The sequence below is a fragment of the Streptomyces sp. NBC_01439 genome (genome assembly GCF_036227605.1).
Taxonomy (GTDB): Bacteria; Actinomycetota; Actinomycetes; order Streptomycetales; family Streptomycetaceae; genus Streptomyces.
The window spans coordinates 2,855,747-2,872,297 of the sequence record NZ_CP109487.1 but is presented as its reverse complement, the minus strand read 5'-3'; the positions used below and the strand labels follow the sequence as shown (position 1 = coordinate 2,872,297).

Genomic DNA, 16,551 nt, shown 5'->3' with positions numbered 1-16,551 from the left:
GGCGCATGGGACGCGGCAAGCTCAGGATCTACCTCGGCGCGGCACCCGGTGTGGGCAAGACCTACGCGATGCTCTCCGAGGGCCATCGCCGGGTGGAGCGGGGCGCGGACTGCGTCGTCGGCTTCGTCGAGCACCACGGCCGGCCGCGGACGGAGGTCATGCTCCACGGCCTCGAACAGGTCGAGCGCAAGCCCCTCGGCTACCGGGGCGCCGCCTTCACCGAGATGGACGTGGACGCGCTCCTCGCCCGCCGGCCCGCCATAGCGCTGGTGGACGAGCTTGCGCACACCAACGTGCCCGGCTCGCGCAACGCCAAGCGCTGGCAGGACGTGGAGGAGCTGCTGCGGGCTGGCATCGACGTCGTGTCCACCGTGAACATCCAGCACCTGGAGTCGCTCGGGGACGTGGTCGAGTCGATCACCGGGGTGCGGCAACGGGAGACCGTGCCGGACGAGGTGGTCCGCCGGGCCGACCAGGTCGAACTGGTCGACATGTCCCCGCAGGCCCTGCGCCGGCGGATGGCCCACGGGAACATATACAAGCCTGAGAAGGTCGACGCGGCCCTGTCGAACTACTTCCGGCCGGGCAACCTCACCGCACTGCGCGAACTGGCGCTGCTGTGGGTGGCCGACCGGGCGGACGAGTACCTCCAGCAGTACCGGGGCGAGCACGACATCCACTCGACGTGGCAGGCGCGGGAGCGGATCGTCGTCGGGCTCACCGGCGGGCCGGAGGGGCGCACGCTGATCCGGCGCGCCTCGCGGATGGCCGCCAAGGGCTCGGGCAGCGAGATCCTGGCCGTCTACATCGCCCGCAGCGACGGGCTGACCGCCGCCTCGCCGAAGGAGCTCGCGGTCCAGCGGACCCTGGTCGAAGACCTGGGAGGAACGTTTCACCATGTGATCGGCGACAACATCCCCGACGCCCTGCTCGCCTTCGCCCGCGGGGTCAACGCCACCCAGATCGTGCTCGGCTCCAGCCGCCGCCGTTCGTGGCAGTACGTCTTCGGCCCCGGGGTCGGTGCGAGCGTCGCCCGCGACTCGGGGCCCGACCTCGACGTGCACATCGTCACGCACGAGCACGTCGCCAAGGGGCGCGGCCTGCCCGTGGTGCCCTCGGCGGCCCGGTTGGGGCGGCCCCGGATCATCGCCGGCTGGGTGGTGGGGACGGTCCTGCCAGTACCGCTGTGCCTGCTGCTCACGCACGTCGACGCGGACCTCGGCCTCGCCAACGACATGCTGCTCTTCCTGTCGCTGACGGTGGCGGCCGCACTGCTCGGCGGGCTTTGGCCGGCCCTGGCCTCCGCCGCCCTCGGCTCGCTGCTGCTGAACTACTTCTTCGCGCCGCCGCTGCACCGCTTCACGGTCTCCGACCCCAAGAACATCGTCGCCATCGCCGTCTTCTTCGGGGTCGCCGTCTCCGTGGCCTCGGTCGTGGACCTCGCCGCCCGCCGCACCCACCAGGCGGCCCGGCTGCGCGCCGAGTCCGAGATCCTCTCCTTCCTCGCCGGCAGCGTGCTGCGCGGCGAGGACGCCCTGGACGCGCTGCTGGAGCGGGTGCGCGAGACCTTCGCCATGGAGTCCGTGGCCCTGCTGGAGCGGGCGAACGACGTGGAGCCCTGGAAACCGGCCGGCAGCGTCGGCCCCGGCCCCGTCGCCCGGCCCGAGGACGCCGACGTGGACATGCCCATCGGGGACCACATGGCACTGGCCCTGTCCGGCCGGGTGCTGCCCGCCGAGGACCGCAGGGTGCTCGGTGCCTTCGCAGCGCAGGCCGCCGTGGTCCTGGACCGCCAGCGGCTGGTCGGCGAGGCCGAGGAGGCGCGCCGGATGGCCGAGGGCAACCGGATCCGCACCGCGCTGCTGGCCGCCGTCAGCCATGACCTCCGTACGCCGCTGGCCTCCATCAAGGCCTCCGTGAGCTCCCTGCGCTCCGCTGACGTGGAGTGGAGCGAGGAGGACCGGGCCGAGCTCCTCGAAGGCATCGAGGACGGTGCTGACCGCCTCGACCACCTGGTCGGCAACCTGCTCGACATGTCCCGGCTGCAGACCGGCACCGTCACCCCGCTGATCCGCGAGATCGACCTCGACGAGGTGGTCCCGATGGCGCTGGGCGGCGTACCGGAGGACAGCGTGCTGCTGGACGTGCCCGAGGTACTGCCGATGGTGGCGGTGGACCCGGGGCTGCTGGAGCGGACCGTGGCCAACGTGGTGGAGAACGCCGTCAAGTACAGCCCGGCGGGGGAGCCCGTCCTGGTGGCGGCCAGCTGCCTCGGCGACCGGGTCGAGGTCCGCGTCGTCGACCGCGGGCGGGGCGTGCCCGACGAGGCCAAGGACCGGATCTTCGCCCCCTTCCAGAGGTACGGGGACGCCCCGCGCGGGGCCGGCGTGGGCCTCGGGCTCGCCGTCGCCCGCGGCTTCGCCGAAGCCATGGACGGGACCCTGTCGGCCGAGGACACTCCCGGGGGCGGGCTGACCATGGTGCTCACATTGCGCGCGGTGGGCGGCGGCCGGGCACCGGAGCGTGCCACGGTGGGCGCGGGCGCGGGCGAGGATGCCGACGCCGACGCCGACGCCTACGCCGACGCCTACGCCGGGGCGGGTGCGACGGCGGACCCCATGGAACAGAACGAACAGAACGAACTTGATCACGACCGTGATCGGTTGACGCGACAGAAGGCAGGACCTCAATGACCCGGGTGCTCGTGGTGGAAGACGAGCCGCAGATCGTCCGAGCGCTTGTGATCAACCTGAAGGCGCGCAGGTACGAGGTCGACGCCGCGGCCGACGGCGCGAGCGCACTGGAGCTCGCGGCCGCCCGCCACCCCGACGTGGTCGTGCTCGACCTCGGATTGCCCGACATGGACGGGGTCGAGGTGATCAAGGGCCTGCGTGGCTGGACCCGGGTACCGATCCTGGTCCTCTCCGCCCGGCACAGCTCCGACGAGAAGGTCGAGGCCCTGGACGCGGGCGCCGACGACTACGTCACCAAGCCCTTCGGCATGGACGAGCTGTTGGCGCGGCTGCGCGCCGCCGTCCGCCGGGCCGAGCCGTCCGCGGGCTCCGTCGAGGACGAGGTGATCGTGGAGACGGACGGCTTCACGGTGGACCTGGCCGCCAAGAAGGCCGTGCGCGGGGGCCGCGACGTACGGCTGACGCCCACCGAGTGGCACCTGCTGGAGGTCCTGGTCCGCAACCGCGGCAAGCTGGTCAGCCAGAAGCAGCTGCTCCAGGAGGTCTGGGGGCCCTCGTACGGCACCGAGACGAATTACCTGCGGGTCTACATGGCCCAACTCCGGCGCAAACTGGAGGCGGACCCCTCGCATCCGCGGCACTTCATCACCGAGCCGGGCATGGGATACCGCTTCGAGCGGTAGTGGGCGCGCCGGTACGCTTCCTGTATGAGTGCTGAACCGCGTCCCGAGAAGTCCGCGAAGCCGGTCAGGCCTGCGGGCCGGTTCCGCCGGATGATTGAGCGGCTGTCCACCTCCCAGGAGGAGCTGCATTCGGCGGAGCTGCAGGAGGACGCAGAAGCCGCGGGGTGCACGCGGATCTGCGACTGCCACGACCGTCAGATAGTCAAGGTGACCGGAACCCTGCGCACCGTCACCCTGCGGCCGCGCGCGGGCGTTCCCGCCTTGGAGGCCGAGCTCTTCGACGGCTCGGCCGCGCTGGACGTGGTCTGGCTCGGGCGTCGCTCGATCGTGGGAATCGAGCCCGGCAGACGCATGATCGCCTCGGGGCGCATCTCCATGACCCACGGCCGTCGGGTGCTCTTCAACCCGAAGTACGAACTCCGCCCGCTCGGACAGGAGCACTGACCGGTGACGTCACTCGACAAACCGACCACCCCGGACTCGACCGGGCCGCGCCACGCCGCCGCCCGCCATGCCGCCACCCCTTCCGCAGACCAGAAGGCCGTGACCCAGGCGGCGCTCTTCGACGCCTTCGGCGGTATCCGGGGCACCGTGGAGACGATGCTGCCCGGGCTGCTCTTCGTCATGATCTACACGATCAACAAGGACGTGAAGTCGTCGGCCATCGCGGCCGGCGCGGTCGCGGTCCTGCTGGTGCTCGTGCGGCTGCTGCGCAAGGACACGGTCAAGCACGCCTTCAGCGGGGTCTTCGGCGTGGGTGTGGGCGTGGCCTTCGCCCTGTTCACGGGCGACCCGAAGGGCTTCTACCTGCCGGGCATGATCTACGGCGTCAGCCTCGGCGTGGCCTTCACGCTCTCAGCGCTGGTGGGCTTCCCGCTGCTCGGCGTGATCCTGGGCCCGGTGTTCAAGGAGAACCTCTCCTGGCGCACCCGCAACCCCGGGCGCAAGAAGGCGTACGTCAAGGCCAGCCTGGCCTGGGGCCTGATCTTCCTCGCCAAGTACGCGATCCTCTTCCCGCTGTACTGGTGGGGTGACGCGACGCAGCTGGGCTGGGTGCTGATCGCGCTGAAGCTCCCGCCGATGGTGCTCGCCGTGTACTTCACCTGGGTCTTCCTGGCGAAGGCGCCGCCGCCGATCGACGTGATCGCCGAGTGGGAGGCCAAGGAGGCGGCGGAGGCCGCCGCCAAGCGGCCGAAGGCCTGACGGCGCGTAGCCGACGAAGGGGGCGGGACCGGCCCAGGAGGCCGGTCCCGCCCCCTTCGCGTTGCCGGTCCCTGCGGTGGGAGCGGGTCTGCGGGTGCCGGGGTGCCGGGGTGCCGGGGTGCAAGGGTGAGCGGGGAGTCCGGGGCCGGGAGCTGGGAGCCGGTAGCCGGGCGGTCCGTGTCGGGCCACGGTCGGGCAGCGTCCCGGCTCCCGGCTTCCCGGCTCCTGGCCCCGGACGGGCGCGGGAGCGCCGCCAGCCCGCCTGCCGGGCCGGCGGGCGGGCCGGGCTGCGGACGGCCGTAGGAAGCCCTGCACGGCCGCCGGGTGGGCGGGGCGGCCCCCGGTACAGGTCGAGTCCCAGCGGGCCGAGGCCGTGGCGGGCTGCTTCCGGCCTCCAGCCTCCGGTCTCCCGGGCCGGGGCCGCCGTGGGAGCGAGGGGCCGCGGTCGCAGCGTCGAGGCCGTGGAGGGGAACCCGGGCCCGGCCCGGTAGGGCCGGGGCCGGTAGGGCCGGGGCCGGCGGGCCGAGGTATCCGCGTTGGGGGCCGGGAAGCCCGAAGGGGGCGCGCCCGGCAGGGCGCGCCCCCTTCGTCGTCCAGCGTGCCCGCAGGGCTAGCGGCGGGCCTGGAGGAGGTCCTCCAGCTGTTCCTCGCGGGCCTGGGCGGCCACGAAGAGCAGTTCGTCGCCCGGCTCCAGGGTCTCCTCCCCGTGCGGGGTGAGGACCCGGTTTCCCCGGATGATCGTGACCAGCGAGGTGTCCTCGGGCCAGGTGATGTCGCCGATCTGGGTGCCCGCGACCGAGGAGTCGGCCGGCAGGGTGAGCTCGACGAGGTTGGCGTCACCGTGGCTGAAGCGCAGCAGCCGGACCAGGTCGCCGACGCTCACGGCCTCCTCGACCAGGGCCGACATCAGGCGCGGCGTGGAGACGGCGACGTCGACGCCCCAGGACTCGTTGAAGAGCCACTCGTTCTTCGGGTTGTTGACGCGGGCCACCACGCGCGGGACCCCGTACTCGGTCTTGGCGAGCAGCGAGACGACGAGGTTGACCTTGTCGTCACCGGTGGCCGCGATGACCACGTTGCAGCGCTGCAGCGCCGCCTCGTCCAGCGAGGTGATCTCGCAGGCATCGGCCAGCAGCCACTCGGCCTGCGGCACCCGCTCGACCGAGATGGCGGTCGGGGCCTTGTCGACCAGGAGCACCTCGTGGCCGTTCTCCAGCAGTTCGCCCGCGATGGATCGGCCCACCGCGCCCGCACCGGCAATCGCGACCCTCATGCGTGTGCCTCCTCGGGCCCCTCGGCGAACGCCGCCTCGACCTTGTCGATCTCGTCCGTGCGCATCATCACGTGGACGAGGTCGCCCTCCTGCAGGACCGTCGCCGACGTGGGCAGCATCGCTTCACCCAGGCGGGTGAGGAACGCCACGCGGACGCCCGTCTCGTCCTGGAGCTTGCTGACCTTGTGGCCGATCCAGGCGGCGGAGGTGTGCACCTCGGCGAGCTGCACCCCGCCGCTCGGGTCGCGCCACAGCGGCTCGGCGCCCGAAGGCAGCAGACGGCGCAGCATCTGGTCGGCGGTCCATCGCACGGTGGCGACGGTGGGGATGCCGAGGCGCTGGTAGACCTCGGCGCGCTTGGGGTCGTAGATGCGGGCGGCGACGTTCTCCACGCCGAACATCTCGCGGGCCACGCGGGCAGCGATGATGTTGGAATTGTCACCACTGCTGACGGCGGCGAAGGCGCCCGCGTCCTCGATTCCTGCCTCCCTCAGGGTGTCCTGGTCGAAGCCGACCCCGGTGACGCGGCGGCCGCCGAATCCGGCGCCGAGCCGGCGGAATGCGGTGGGGTCCTGGTCGACGACGGCGACCGTATGCCCCTGCTGTTCCAGGGTTTGCGCGAGGGCGGAGCCCACTCTTCCGCAACCCATGATGACGATGTGCACGGCCGTCCTTCCGGCTGTCAGCGACTCGCTGGTTCCCAGCCTCATTGCATGCTCTGGTTTAACAGGGTCTCAGACCATGGCCCAAGCTACACACGGGCGGTCACCGATGGGGTCTCTTGCGTCGCAGTCGTGCTGCGGGTGGGGAGGAATTGCGGCGGGATTGCGGTATGAGGGGGTGCGGGGTTCGTCAGTCTGATTTCGAACGCTTACGATCCTCTGCGTGTCCAAACTGACCGACGTGCCCAAACGGATCCTGATCGGCCGGGCGCTACGCAGCGACCGCCTCGGAGAAACACTCCTTCCCAAGCGGATCGCCCTTCCCGTCTTCGCCTCCGACCCGCTGTCCTCCGTGGCATATGCCCCCGGCGAGGTCCTGCTGGTCCTGTCGATCGCGGGCGTGTCGGCGTACCAGTACAGCCCCTGGATCGCGCTCGCGGTCGTCGTGCTGATGTTCACGGTCGTGGCGTCCTACCGCCAGAACGTCCACGCGTACCCCAGCGGTGGCGGCGACTACGAGGTCGCCAACACGAACCTCGGACCCAAGGCCGGCCTCACCGTGGCGAGCGCCCTGCTCGTCGATTACGTCCTGACCGTCGCCGTGTCGATCTCCTCCGGAGTCGAGAATCTCGGCTCCGCGGTGGATTTCGTGATCGAGCACAAGGTGCTCTCGGCGATGGTCATGATCCTTCTCCTCACACTGATGAACCTGCGCGGTGTGAAGGAATCCGGGAAGCTCTTCGCGATCCCGACCTATGTCTTCGTCGCCGCCGTATTCGTCATGATCGGCTGGGGTGCCTGGAAGGGCCTCGTCCTCGACGACACCATGACCGCCCCCACCGCGAATCTCGAGATCAAGCCCGAGCAGCAGGGCCTGGCCGGCTTCGCGATGGTGTTCCTGCTGCTGAGGGCCTTCTCCTCCGGCTGCGCGGCCCTGACCGGCGTCGAGGCCATCAGCAACGGCGTCCCCGCCTTCCGCAAGCCCAAGAGCAAGAACGCGGCCAGCACCCTCGCCCTCATGGGCGCCCTGGCCGTCACCATGTTCTGCGGGATCATCGGCCTGGCCATGGCCACCGACGTGCGGATGGCGGAGAACCCCGCGACCGACCTGCTCGACAACGGCGTCCCCGTGGGCCCCGAATTCGTCCAGCACCCGGTCATCTCCCAGGTCGCCGAGGCCGTCTTCGGCAACGGCAGCTTCCTGTTCGTCCTGCTGGCCGCGGCCACCGCGCTGGTGCTGTTCCTGGCCGCGAACACCGCGTACAACGGCTTCCCGCTGCTCGGCTCGATCCTCGCCCAGGACCGCTACCTGCCGCGCCAGCTGCACACCCGCGGCGACCGGCTCGCCTTCTCCAACGGCATCGTGCTCCTCGCGGGCGCGGCCATGCTGCTCGTGTGGATCTACGACGCCGACTCGACCAAGCTGATCCAGCTCTACATCGTCGGCGTCTTCGTCTCCTTCACCCTGAGCCAGATCGGCATGGTCCGGCACTGGAACCGGCACCTGAAGACCGAGCACGACGTCGCCGCCCGCCGCCGGATGCACCGTAGCCGGGCCATCAACACCTTCGGCGCCTTCTTCACCGGCATGGTGCTGGTCGTCGTCCTCGCCACCAAGTTCACCCACGGCGCCTGGGTGGCCCTGCTCGGCATGGTGATCTTCTACGGCACCATGACCGCGATCCGCAAGCACTACGACCGCGTCTCCGCGGAGATCGCCGCCGCCGAAGGCCCCAGCGAGGACAGCGTGCGGCCCTCCCGGGTCCACTCGATCGTCCTGGTCTCCAAGGTCCACAAGCCCACGCTGCGCGCCCTGGCGTTCGCCAAGCTGACCCGCTCGGACACCCTGGAAGCCCTCAGCATCAGCGTCGACACGGCCGAGACCAAGGCCCTGCGCGAAGAATGGGACCGGCGCGGGATCAACGTCCCGCTCAAGATCCTCGACTCGCCGTACCGCGAGATCACCCGCCCGGTGGTCGAGTACGTCAAGGGCCTGCGCAGCGAGAACCCGCGCGACGCGGTCAGCGTCTACATCCCCGAGTACGTCGTCGGCCGCTGGTACGAACACCTGCTGCACAACCAGAGCGCGCTGCGCCTCAAGGGCCGGCTGCTCTTCACCCCCGGTGTGATGGTCACCTCGGTGCCCTACCAGCTGGAGTCCTCGGAGCTGGCCAAGCGGCGGGCGAAGAAGCGCCAGGACTGGAACGCCCCGGGTGCGGTGCGTCGCGGCCCGGTGGACACCCCGCGACCGCCGAAGGAGCCCTCCTCCAAGGGCTAGGAGGTTGGTGAACGGCCGGACGAGATCCACGTAAACTGGTGGGTCGGTCGTCCGGCCGTTTTCCTTTTCAGTTTTTTGGAGTCTCCCCACCATGACGAGCGCCGAGCAGAACGAGAAGCAGTCACTGGTCGGGGAGGAGTACGAGGTCGAGGTCGGCCCCGTTGCGCACGGGGGCCACTGCATCGCCCGCACGGCCGACGGCCGGGTCCTGTTCGTCCGCCACACCCTCCCGGGGGAGAAGGTGATCGCCAAGGTCACCGAGGGCGACGTGGACTCCCGCTACCTGCGCGCCGACGCGATCACCGTGCTCGACGCCTCCAAGGACCGCGTGGCGGCCCCCTGCCCGTACGCCGGTCCCGGCAAGTGCGGCGGCTGCGACTGGCAGCACGCCAAGCCCGGCGCCCAGCGCCGGCTGAAGGGCGAGGTCGTCGCCGAGCAGCTGAAGCGGCTCGCGGGGCTCACCCCGGAGGAAGCCGGCTGGGACGGCACCGTGATGCCGGCCGAGGGCGACAAGCTGCCGGCGGGCCAGGTCCCGCAGTGGCGCACCCGCGTGCAGTTCGCCATCGACGAGGACGGCAACGCGGGCCTGCGCAAGCACCGCTCGCACGCCATCGAACTGGTCGACCACTGCATGATCGCGGCGCCCGGCGTCAGCGAACTGGGCATCGAGAAGCAGGACTGGCCGCAGATGGCCACGGTCGAGGCGATCGCGGCGACCGGCTCCCAGGACCGCCAGGTCGTCCTGACCCCCCGCCCCGGCGGCCGCCTCCCCCTCGTGGAGCTGGACAAGCCGGTCTCCGTCCTGCGCGTGGAGGAGAAGGACGGCGGGGTCCACCGCGTCCACGGCCGCCCCTTCGTACGGGAGCGCGCGGACGGCCGTACGTACCGCGTGGGCATGGGCGGCTTCTGGCAGGTCCACCCGCAGGCCGCGGATACCCTGATCAAGGCCGTCATGCAGGGCCTGATGCCGCGCAAGGGCGAGATGGCCCTCGACCTCTACTGCGGCGTCGGCATCTTCGCGGGAGCCCTCGCGGAACGACTCGGCGAGACCGGGGCCGTCCTCGGCATCGAGTCGACGAAGCGCGCGGTGGAGGACGCCCGCCACAACCTGGCGGACTTCCCGCGGGTCCGCATCGAGCAGGGCAAGGTCGAGGCGATCCTCCCGAAGACCGGCATCACCGAATGCGACCTGGTCGTCCTGGACCCCCCGCGCGCGGGCGCGGGCAAGCAGACGGTCCGCCACATCACGGGCCTCTCGGCGCGCCGCATCGCCTACGTGGCGTGCGACCCGGCGGCCCTCGCCCGCGACCTGGGCTACTTCAAGGAGGCCGGCTACCGCGTCCGCACCCTCCGCGTCTTCGACCTCTTCCCGATGACCCACCACGTGGAGTGCGTGGCGATCCTGGAACCCATCGCGAAGGCCGCCTGAACTGCGGCTTCGTGGCCGTCGCGGTCCGCTTCACCTGTTTCCGCCTGTCCAACAGGTGAAGCGCGAGGCTTGTCGGCCATACGCGCCTGACCTGCGGATTCATCCAGGGCCAACGGCGGCTGCGCAAGCCGTGGCTGCACGCTCCTCAGGTTCATGACGCTCGTGTGACGCTCGCTCTGAAAGCCCGTCACATCGGGCGGGTTTCGACGTCGCCGTGTGGCCCGGCTGGCACGGGCCAGCCGGTTGCCGGGTGTCCGGAGCCGGTCAGCGGGATCGGTCTCACTGCGGTCGGCGCGACTGCCGGCCCAGTTGTCAACAGTGCGGATCACGAAGTGCCGTGCGCCAACGGCACAACGCTTGGGCGACGTGACCCCTTCCCGGACAGGCACAGTGCGTGACGTTTTCATCGGGCTGTACGTCTTCTTCGGCCTGGTGGCTGACGGCGAGTAGCCATTCGGGCGCGATGAATTGGCCGGCCCTGAGCGAAAAGCGCGCTTCTCGAATGACGTTCGAACGGAGCCGTGTTCCGATCTGACCCATTGTCAAAGGCCAGGCGCCTGTCAGGGTGAATGAAGCGGTGTCCGGGGTGCTCAGCAGGGGACGCCCGCACTGATGTGCGCACGATGCGACGTGTAGGGGATCGGGCCGGCGCCACCTTCCGGAATGCCCGTCACCTCAACGGTCACGCCTCGAGCCAGCAAGGCCTTTACGGTCTGGACTACCGTGATCTGGGAGAAGCCGAACAGTGACTCCGGAGTCAGGCTCTCGCGGTGCTTGAGCTGGATGGCAAGAAGGATGCGCGAGGGCGTGAAGTCCTTTGGAAGCACGTACTGGTCCTGACTGAGGCGGGCGACCTTCGCAGTGAAATCCGAACGGGCTCGGGCGGACTCCTGGAGCAGTTCCACCGCGACTCTGGCCTGCTGGAACAGGTGACTCAGCGGACCCGAAGCGCCCGCGCGCTTGACAAGGACCAGGGTGCCGTCGGGCGTGAGGAGGTCGCAGATCTCGACCTGGTCCTTCCTTCGGAGAGGATTGGTGATGTTCTTGGTGTCGAGGCAGAGCCACCCCGGCCGTTCGTCGGCCACCCTGTTGTTGTACGCGTTCTCGCGTTCACCATCGTTCCAGGGGGGCAGCGTGATCGAGGGCGAACGGCACAGCATGGCGGTGACCGCGGCCCGGCACTCCTCCACGTAGGTCGCTCCCACCTCGTACCACTCGCCATCCAGCAGGAAGAACCGAAGGGGACCCAGGGAGACCTCCGCCTCCAACCAAGACAGCGCGTCGGTGACGGCGAGCATCTCGCCGGCGTTTCCCCGGCGGTCCCGCGCCAGCGTGACCGTCCCCTCCCGCAGTACTGAGAGGCGCCTACCGGATGGTGCCAGTCGGGCTCGTTCGAGGACGTAACCGAGGTCGAAGCCGTCGGAACGCCTGGCCTCCGTGCTGTTGATCCGTGTGAGGTAGGTCGTGGCCTCCGTGTACGCCTCGTGGTGGTCGAAGGGAACGGAGATGGCGATCCGTTCGCCGCCGGTCAGGCCGAGGCGGTCGTCCAGAGTCCGTTCGAGCGCTTCGAGGGTGGAAGGGTCGCCGACCGGCGCGATGCGGTCGACGAACTCCAGTTCCGGATGGGGGACGTCCTCGTGGCAGATGGCGGTGATGGTGCGCAGGTCGGAGAGCAGCTCGCCGGGCTCGATCCCCAGGGCGATCTTCAATCCGCAGCCGCCCTGAGCGCTGACGGCCTTCCCCCGCGCATAGCGCGAGCGGGTGAGCGGCATGCCATCGAGGTAGCCACCCAGGCTGCGCACGATGCGCGAGTGGTCGCGGATGCCGAGCAGGGGCGCTGGTGCACCCCCGGGAACCAGAGAGATGTCCGTACGTGCAAGCCCGAGTGATTTCGAGACCACGCCGCGGATCATGGTCGGATCCATCTGTCGGATGACGAAGGAGAGTCCGAAACGCTTGTCCTTGAGGTGGTCGGGAATCAGTCGGTACCCCTGGTCGCAGCCGATGCCGTACACCGTGCCGTCGACGGCGAGGAGCAGGACGGCCGCGGTTCGGCGGACACTCTCGGTGACCGTGATGCCGGTGGTGCGCGCCATGGGCGCGCACCATGCAGCTTCGTCGATCTCCATTCCGCAGGTGATGTACACAGCGGGGACGCCGATCAGGTCGGGGAAGTGGACGTCCGCTCCGCGCCGGTCCAGCGCCTCCGCATCGAAGACGTCGAGCATGGCTTCTGGTGTGGGAGCGACGGAACTCAACCGGTAGATGGTGCGCACTTCGGTGTTCGTGGTCATCGCGGGCCTCCGTGGAACAGGGGCGAGGAATGCGCAGCCCATGCGGACACGTCCGCGCGGCGGATCCCTGCGGGACACGCTGTACACGAGAGAGATTGACGTATGTCTGTGTACGACGTCAACAGATTCCACTCTGGAGTGTCCTCTCCTGCCCGTGTACGCTGGGGCTATGACGGAGAAAGCCGCTGCATCAGTCGGCGCCTTGGTTACCGGAGCCGAGATCGCTCGCCTCGCCGGTGTCACCCGGGCGGCTGTCTCCAACTGGCGTCGGCGCCACGACGATTTCCCCGTGCCGGCGGCAGGGGCGGCGAACAGTCCGCTCTTCGCACTGGTCGAGGTCCAGGCCTGGCTCGACAAGCAACGCAAGGGCCAAGAGCTCTCGCCCGAGGTCGAGTTGTGGCAAGCCCTTCGGGCGCTTTGTGGAGAGCAGATGGTCGCGGGACTGGCGGAAGTGGCTGCGACGCTCGCCGGGGCGCCCGCGCCCGGTCTGCCGGACGAGTTGGTGGCACGTGTGCGTCGACTCGCCCAGAGCGAACCGCCTGTCAATCTTGTGAACGGCTTGACCGAGCGGTTCATGGACTCGGCGCGGCGGGCAGGATCGGATCAGGTGACCCCCGAACGCATCGTGCGTGCCGTACGCCATTTCGCCCCCGATCTTCCCCGGGGTGCCACCATCTTCGACCCCGCGTGTGGGATCGGAGTCCTGCTCCTGGCCGTGGGCGCGGGAGTGGACACGCGCTGCTGTGGTCAGGAGTCGGACGCGGACAGCGCTCGTTTCGCGCAGCTCCGCGCCGATCTCCTGCAACGCACACGCGTCACTGTCGCGGCCGGGGATTCCCTGCGTGCGGACGCCTGGCCGGATCTGAGGGCCGATCTCGTGGTCTGCGATCCGCCGGCCGGTATCACCGAGTGGGGGCGGGAGGAGTTGCTGCTCGACTCCCGCTGGGAGCTGGGCACACCTTCCAAGGCCGAAAGCGAGCTCGCCTGGCTACAGCATGCTTACGCACACACCGGGCCGGGCGGCCACGTTCTCATGGTCATGCCTGCCTCGGTCGCCTACCGCAAGGCAGGGCGCCGGATCCGCTCGGAGCTGGTGCGCCGCGGCATCCTGAGACAAGTGGTGGCCCTCCCGCCGGGCGTGGCCACCTCGCACTCCCTACCTGTGCACGTTTGGTGTCTCCAGCGCCCTGAGGGTTCCGGAAACGCCGACACGAATCACACGGTGCGCATGGTCGATCTGAGCGGCAACAGCCCTGACGGCAGCTTGGATCCCCGCCCCGATCAGGTCGCCGACGTGCCGTTGATCGAACTCCTCGACGACACCGTCGATCTCACCCCCGGTGCGCACCTCCGCTCCCGGCACCGTGACTACTGCGCGGAGTACTCCGCCCTGCGTGCGGAAGTAGAGAAGAGGGTCCGTCGCTTGGTCACTCTGCTGCCCGAGTTGGCCGAGGGCGGTGGACCGGGCTCGCTTGACGGCGCGACCACCAGCGTCGCGGATCTCGCTCGGGCCGGGCTGGTCAGCTACGAGGACTCGGAGCCGGTCTCGGCCAGCGATCAGCTCGACACGGACTACCTGCAGGGATTCTTGCGCAGCTCCGTGAACAATCGTCGGTCCACGAGTGCCAGTGGGAGCTACCGTCTGGATTCTCGCGGCGCGCGGATCCCCCGGATGGGCATCGACGAGCAACGTCGCTACGGCTCCGCCTTCCGCGTGCTGTCCGCGTTCGAGCGGGACGTGCACGAGATCGTCGAGTTGAGCGGGCATCTCGCCGATCTCGCGCGGGACGGTCTGGCCACGGGGGGACTGGCGCCCGAGGAGTGAGGTGTGCTGCGCAGGCGCACCCGTACCCCTGGCAACCGGTACCGGTGCCGGTCAGGTGGAGCGGGCGGAAGGGGGCAGGAAGGGGCTCGGATCGGAGCTCCAGGTGACGACCAAAGCTTCGCGAGCGCGCGTGCAGGCGACGAAGAGCAGGCAGCGTTCACGGAGCAGGTCGGCCTCGTGCTGCAGCGCGTCCGATTCCCGAGCCGTGATCTCGCGGGCGAACGGTATGGTGCCGTCACTGACACCGAGGACGGAGACCGCCCGGAACTCGAGCCCCTTCATCGCGTGCATGGTCGCCAGCCGTACGCCCTCGGTTCCAGGCGGTAGCTGCCCCTTGACACGTACGGCCGGGATACCGGCAGACCGCAGCTTCTCCTCGGCGGCGTTCAGCAGGAGGTTGAAGCGTGCACAGACGCCGATCTCGTGCGGCGCGATCCCTCCGGCCACCCACGACCGGACTTGTTCCACCAGGGCCTCGGTCTCTTCTGCCTGCGTCGTGTACTCCCGGGACCGAGGCTGTTTCCCGTGCAGCAGCGAACGGTACCCGGACAGCGAGTCCGTTCCTTCGCCCTCCAGTGAGTCGACGGCGATCGGTGCGAGGAGCTCCGCCGACCAGGTGAGGATCTCTTCGGTGGAGCGGTAGTTGACACGTAGCCGGAAGCTGCGACCGGTGGTGGCGATGCCCAGGGTGCCGAGAGCCACCCGGGAATCGTAGATTCGTTGATGCGGGTCACCGGTGACGAACAGGTCGTCGGGACCCGCAGGAACGGCGGCGCGCAGCACTCGCCACTGCGCGGGGTGAAGGTCCTGGGCCTCGTCAACCACGACGTGCGCGTACGGCGTCGAACTGGCCCCGAGGAGCTCCGCCGCACGCGCGCAGATCCGCAGGTGTGTGGTCTCGCCTCGGCCGCCGAGGAGCTGTTCGAAGCGCTCTACGCCGCTCCAGACTTGGCGACGGCGAGCGGGTCCGAGGCCGGTGCCGCGGCCGCGGCGGCTCGCGCCGAGGTATGCATCGAGACCACGCAGGTTCTGGCCGAGGACGACGTGGCGGTACTCCTGCGCCAGGAACTGAGTGCTGAACGGCAGGCCGAGCTGCTTGATCGCCTTGTCCCACAGCTGTAGTTGTTCCCGGTCCCCGATCGGCTTGAGCGCGGTTGCCGAAGCCGATCGTACGATTCCGTTCGCGAAGGCGTCGACCGTCGTCACATCCACCCGCGCGAGTGCCTTCTCGTCCTCGTCGAGGAGCAGAACGAGCATGTCGCGCAGTCCGGAGGCGAGTGCGTTGGTGTAGGTGGTGAGCAGGATGCGGCCGTCCTCGGACCGGCTGAGGAGATGCCGTACCCGATGCAGGGCAGCCACCGTCTTGCCGGTGCCGGGTCCACCGGTGACCTGGACGGGACCGCCGTACGAAGCGCGGTAGGCGACGCGGCGCTGGGAAGGGTGGAGGAAGACCCGCCAAGCCTCGAACGGCTTTTCCAGGATCTCCTCCAGTTCCTGCGGTCCCGTGATCAGGCGGATGCGGGCGGTGGTGTTGGCGATGACCGTCGCCAGGTCTTCGACAGCCTCGGCCGGGGCGTCCGGCGGCCGTCGGACGGCCACGACGTCCCGGTACACCTCCTCAGGGCTGAAGCCTTCGGCGAGGTATTGGAGAACCTCCAGCTGATCCTCCGGCAGGAGCGTGGCGAAGGCGTCGAGCTGCCCCTTGTCCACCAGCGAGCGCGCGGCGCGCAGTACTTGATCGTCGACGCCCAGCTGACGGAGGGTTCCGTCGGACACTTTCGCGAACAGCCGCTGCGGCACCCGGAGCGAGGCTGTCTCGTACAGCGGAGTCAGCTCGTCCAGAGCGACGGCGTTGCGGACCTCCAGCGCCCGTGTCGCGGAGTTCGCGCTGTACAGCCGCTTTGCCGCCCAGGTGTAGGCGTCGTCGTGCGGAAGCACATTGACGAGGAGGAACACATCGCTGCCGTCGTCGGGGGCGAGCACGACACCCCGCCAGAAGTCGGTGATGCGGATGGTACGCATCCGGGCGTCGCGCGCCTTCTCGACGGACTCCAGGTGCAACCCCTTGTCCGCATTGAGCTCGGCCGCGCTCAGGGCCTGGAACTTCGCCATGGCCTTGCGCACCCCGGCGCGAACGGGCTTCTCCAAGCTCTCGTAACCGTCCCAGAAGCTCTGGGCGAATGCGAGCCGGGGCATGAGGTCCTCCCGTGT

Annotated in this window: 11 protein-coding genes; 7 read left to right on the top strand and 4 right to left on the bottom strand. The window is 69.6% G+C overall.

The window, feature by feature from the left end; translation table 11 throughout:
• Window positions 1-5: 5 nt before the first annotated feature.
• The 4 genes from OG207_RS12295 to OG207_RS12280 are packed head-to-tail and all read left to right on the top strand — an operon-like array spanning window position 6 to window position 4,579.
• Window positions 6-2,693, top strand: coding sequence for a sensor histidine kinase KdpD (locus tag OG207_RS12295; RefSeq protein ID WP_329098560.1), 2,688 nt, complete (start codon window positions 6-8; stop codon window positions 2,691-2,693).
• Window positions 2,690-3,376 (top strand): response regulator, encoded by a 687-nt coding sequence (locus OG207_RS12290; protein ID WP_329098557.1) that lies wholly within the window; start codon window positions 2,690-2,692, stop codon window positions 3,374-3,376. The genes OG207_RS12295 and OG207_RS12290 overlap by 4 nt, the downstream gene beginning before the upstream one ends.
• A gap of 24 nt (window positions 3,377-3,400) precedes the next feature.
• Window positions 3,401-3,820, top strand: coding sequence for an OB-fold nucleic acid binding domain-containing protein (locus OG207_RS12285; RefSeq protein ID WP_301365780.1), 420 nt, complete (start codon window positions 3,401-3,403; stop codon window positions 3,818-3,820).
• 3 nt (window positions 3,821-3,823) lie between these two features.
• Window positions 3,824-4,579 carry a DUF3159 domain-containing protein gene (locus OG207_RS12280; protein WP_329098553.1) on the top strand — a complete coding sequence of 252 codons (756 nt, stop codon included), beginning with the start codon at window positions 3,824-3,826 and terminating at the stop codon, window positions 4,577-4,579.
• Between the two features lie 610 nt (window positions 4,580-5,189).
• On the opposite strand, the gene OG207_RS12275 is transcribed toward OG207_RS12280, so the two are convergent.
• Entirely contained in the window at window positions 5,190-5,852 is a 663-nt protein-coding gene (locus OG207_RS12275) for a potassium channel family protein (protein ID WP_189739014.1), read from the bottom strand.
• Window positions 5,849-6,517 carry a potassium channel family protein gene (locus OG207_RS12270; protein WP_030016272.1) on the bottom strand — a complete coding sequence of 223 codons (669 nt, stop codon included), beginning with the start codon at window positions 6,515-6,517 and terminating at the stop codon, window positions 5,849-5,851. The genes OG207_RS12275 and OG207_RS12270 overlap by 4 nt, the downstream gene beginning before the upstream one ends.
• A gap of 220 nt (window positions 6,518-6,737) precedes the next feature.
• Here OG207_RS12270 and OG207_RS12265 point away from each other — a divergent pair, with 220 nt between their 5' ends.
• The gene (locus tag OG207_RS12265) at window positions 6,738-8,792 is read left to right on the top strand and encodes an APC family permease (RefSeq protein ID WP_329098552.1); all 2,055 of its coding nucleotides are present in this window, start codon (window positions 6,738-6,740) and stop codon (window positions 8,790-8,792) included.
• A gap of 91 nt (window positions 8,793-8,883) precedes the next feature.
• A complete protein-coding gene (locus OG207_RS12260; RefSeq protein WP_329098551.1) occupies window positions 8,884-10,221 on the top strand; it encodes a class I SAM-dependent RNA methyltransferase in 1,338 nt (445 codons plus the stop codon).
• Window positions 10,222-10,811: 590 nt separating this feature from the next.
• Here OG207_RS12260 and OG207_RS12255 read toward each other — a convergent pair.
• Window positions 10,812-12,515, bottom strand: a complete 1,704-nt coding sequence (locus tag OG207_RS12255; RefSeq protein WP_329098549.1) for a TIGR04141 family sporadically distributed protein — start codon at window positions 12,513-12,515, stop codon at window positions 10,812-10,814.
• 169 nt (window positions 12,516-12,684) lie between these two features.
• Here OG207_RS12255 and OG207_RS12250 point away from each other — a divergent pair, with 169 nt between their 5' ends.
• Window positions 12,685-14,340, top strand: a complete 1,656-nt coding sequence (locus tag OG207_RS12250; RefSeq protein ID WP_329098547.1) for an N-6 DNA methylase — start codon at window positions 12,685-12,687, stop codon at window positions 14,338-14,340.
• A 51-nt stretch (window positions 14,341-14,391) separates the two neighbouring features.
• On the opposite strand, the gene OG207_RS12245 is transcribed toward OG207_RS12250, so the two are convergent.
• Window positions 14,392-16,536, bottom strand: coding sequence for a UvrD-helicase domain-containing protein (locus OG207_RS12245; RefSeq protein ID WP_329098546.1), 2,145 nt, complete (start codon window positions 16,534-16,536; stop codon window positions 14,392-14,394).
• Between the last annotated feature and the right edge of the window lie 15 nt (window positions 16,537-16,551).

Excerpts from the sequence above, each read along its gene's own strand:
- OG207_RS12295 (WP_329098560.1), top strand. The coding sequence starts at position 6 with ATGGGACGCGGCAAGCTCAGGATCTACCTCGGCGCGGCACCCGGTGTG.
- OG207_RS12290 (WP_329098557.1), top strand. The coding sequence starts at position 2,690 with ATGACCCGGGTGCTCGTGGTGGAAGACGAGCCGCAGATCGTCCGAGCG.
- OG207_RS12285 (WP_301365780.1), top strand. The coding sequence starts at position 3,401 with ATGAGTGCTGAACCGCGTCCCGAGAAGTCCGCGAAGCCGGTCAGGCCT.
- OG207_RS12275 (WP_189739014.1), bottom strand. The coding sequence starts at position 5,852 with ATGAGGGTCGCGATTGCCGGTGCGGGCGCGGTGGGCCGATCCATCGCG.
- OG207_RS12260 (WP_329098551.1), top strand. The coding sequence starts at position 8,884 with ATGACGAGCGCCGAGCAGAACGAGAAGCAGTCACTGGTCGGGGAGGAG.
- OG207_RS12255 (WP_329098549.1), bottom strand. The coding sequence starts at position 12,515 with ATGACCACGAACACCGAAGTGCGCACCATCTACCGGTTGAGTTCCGTC.
- OG207_RS12250 (WP_329098547.1), top strand. The coding sequence starts at position 12,685 with ATGACGGAGAAAGCCGCTGCATCAGTCGGCGCCTTGGTTACCGGAGCC.
- OG207_RS12245 (WP_329098546.1), bottom strand. The coding sequence starts at position 16,536 with ATGCCCCGGCTCGCATTCGCCCAGAGCTTCTGGGACGGTTACGAGAGC.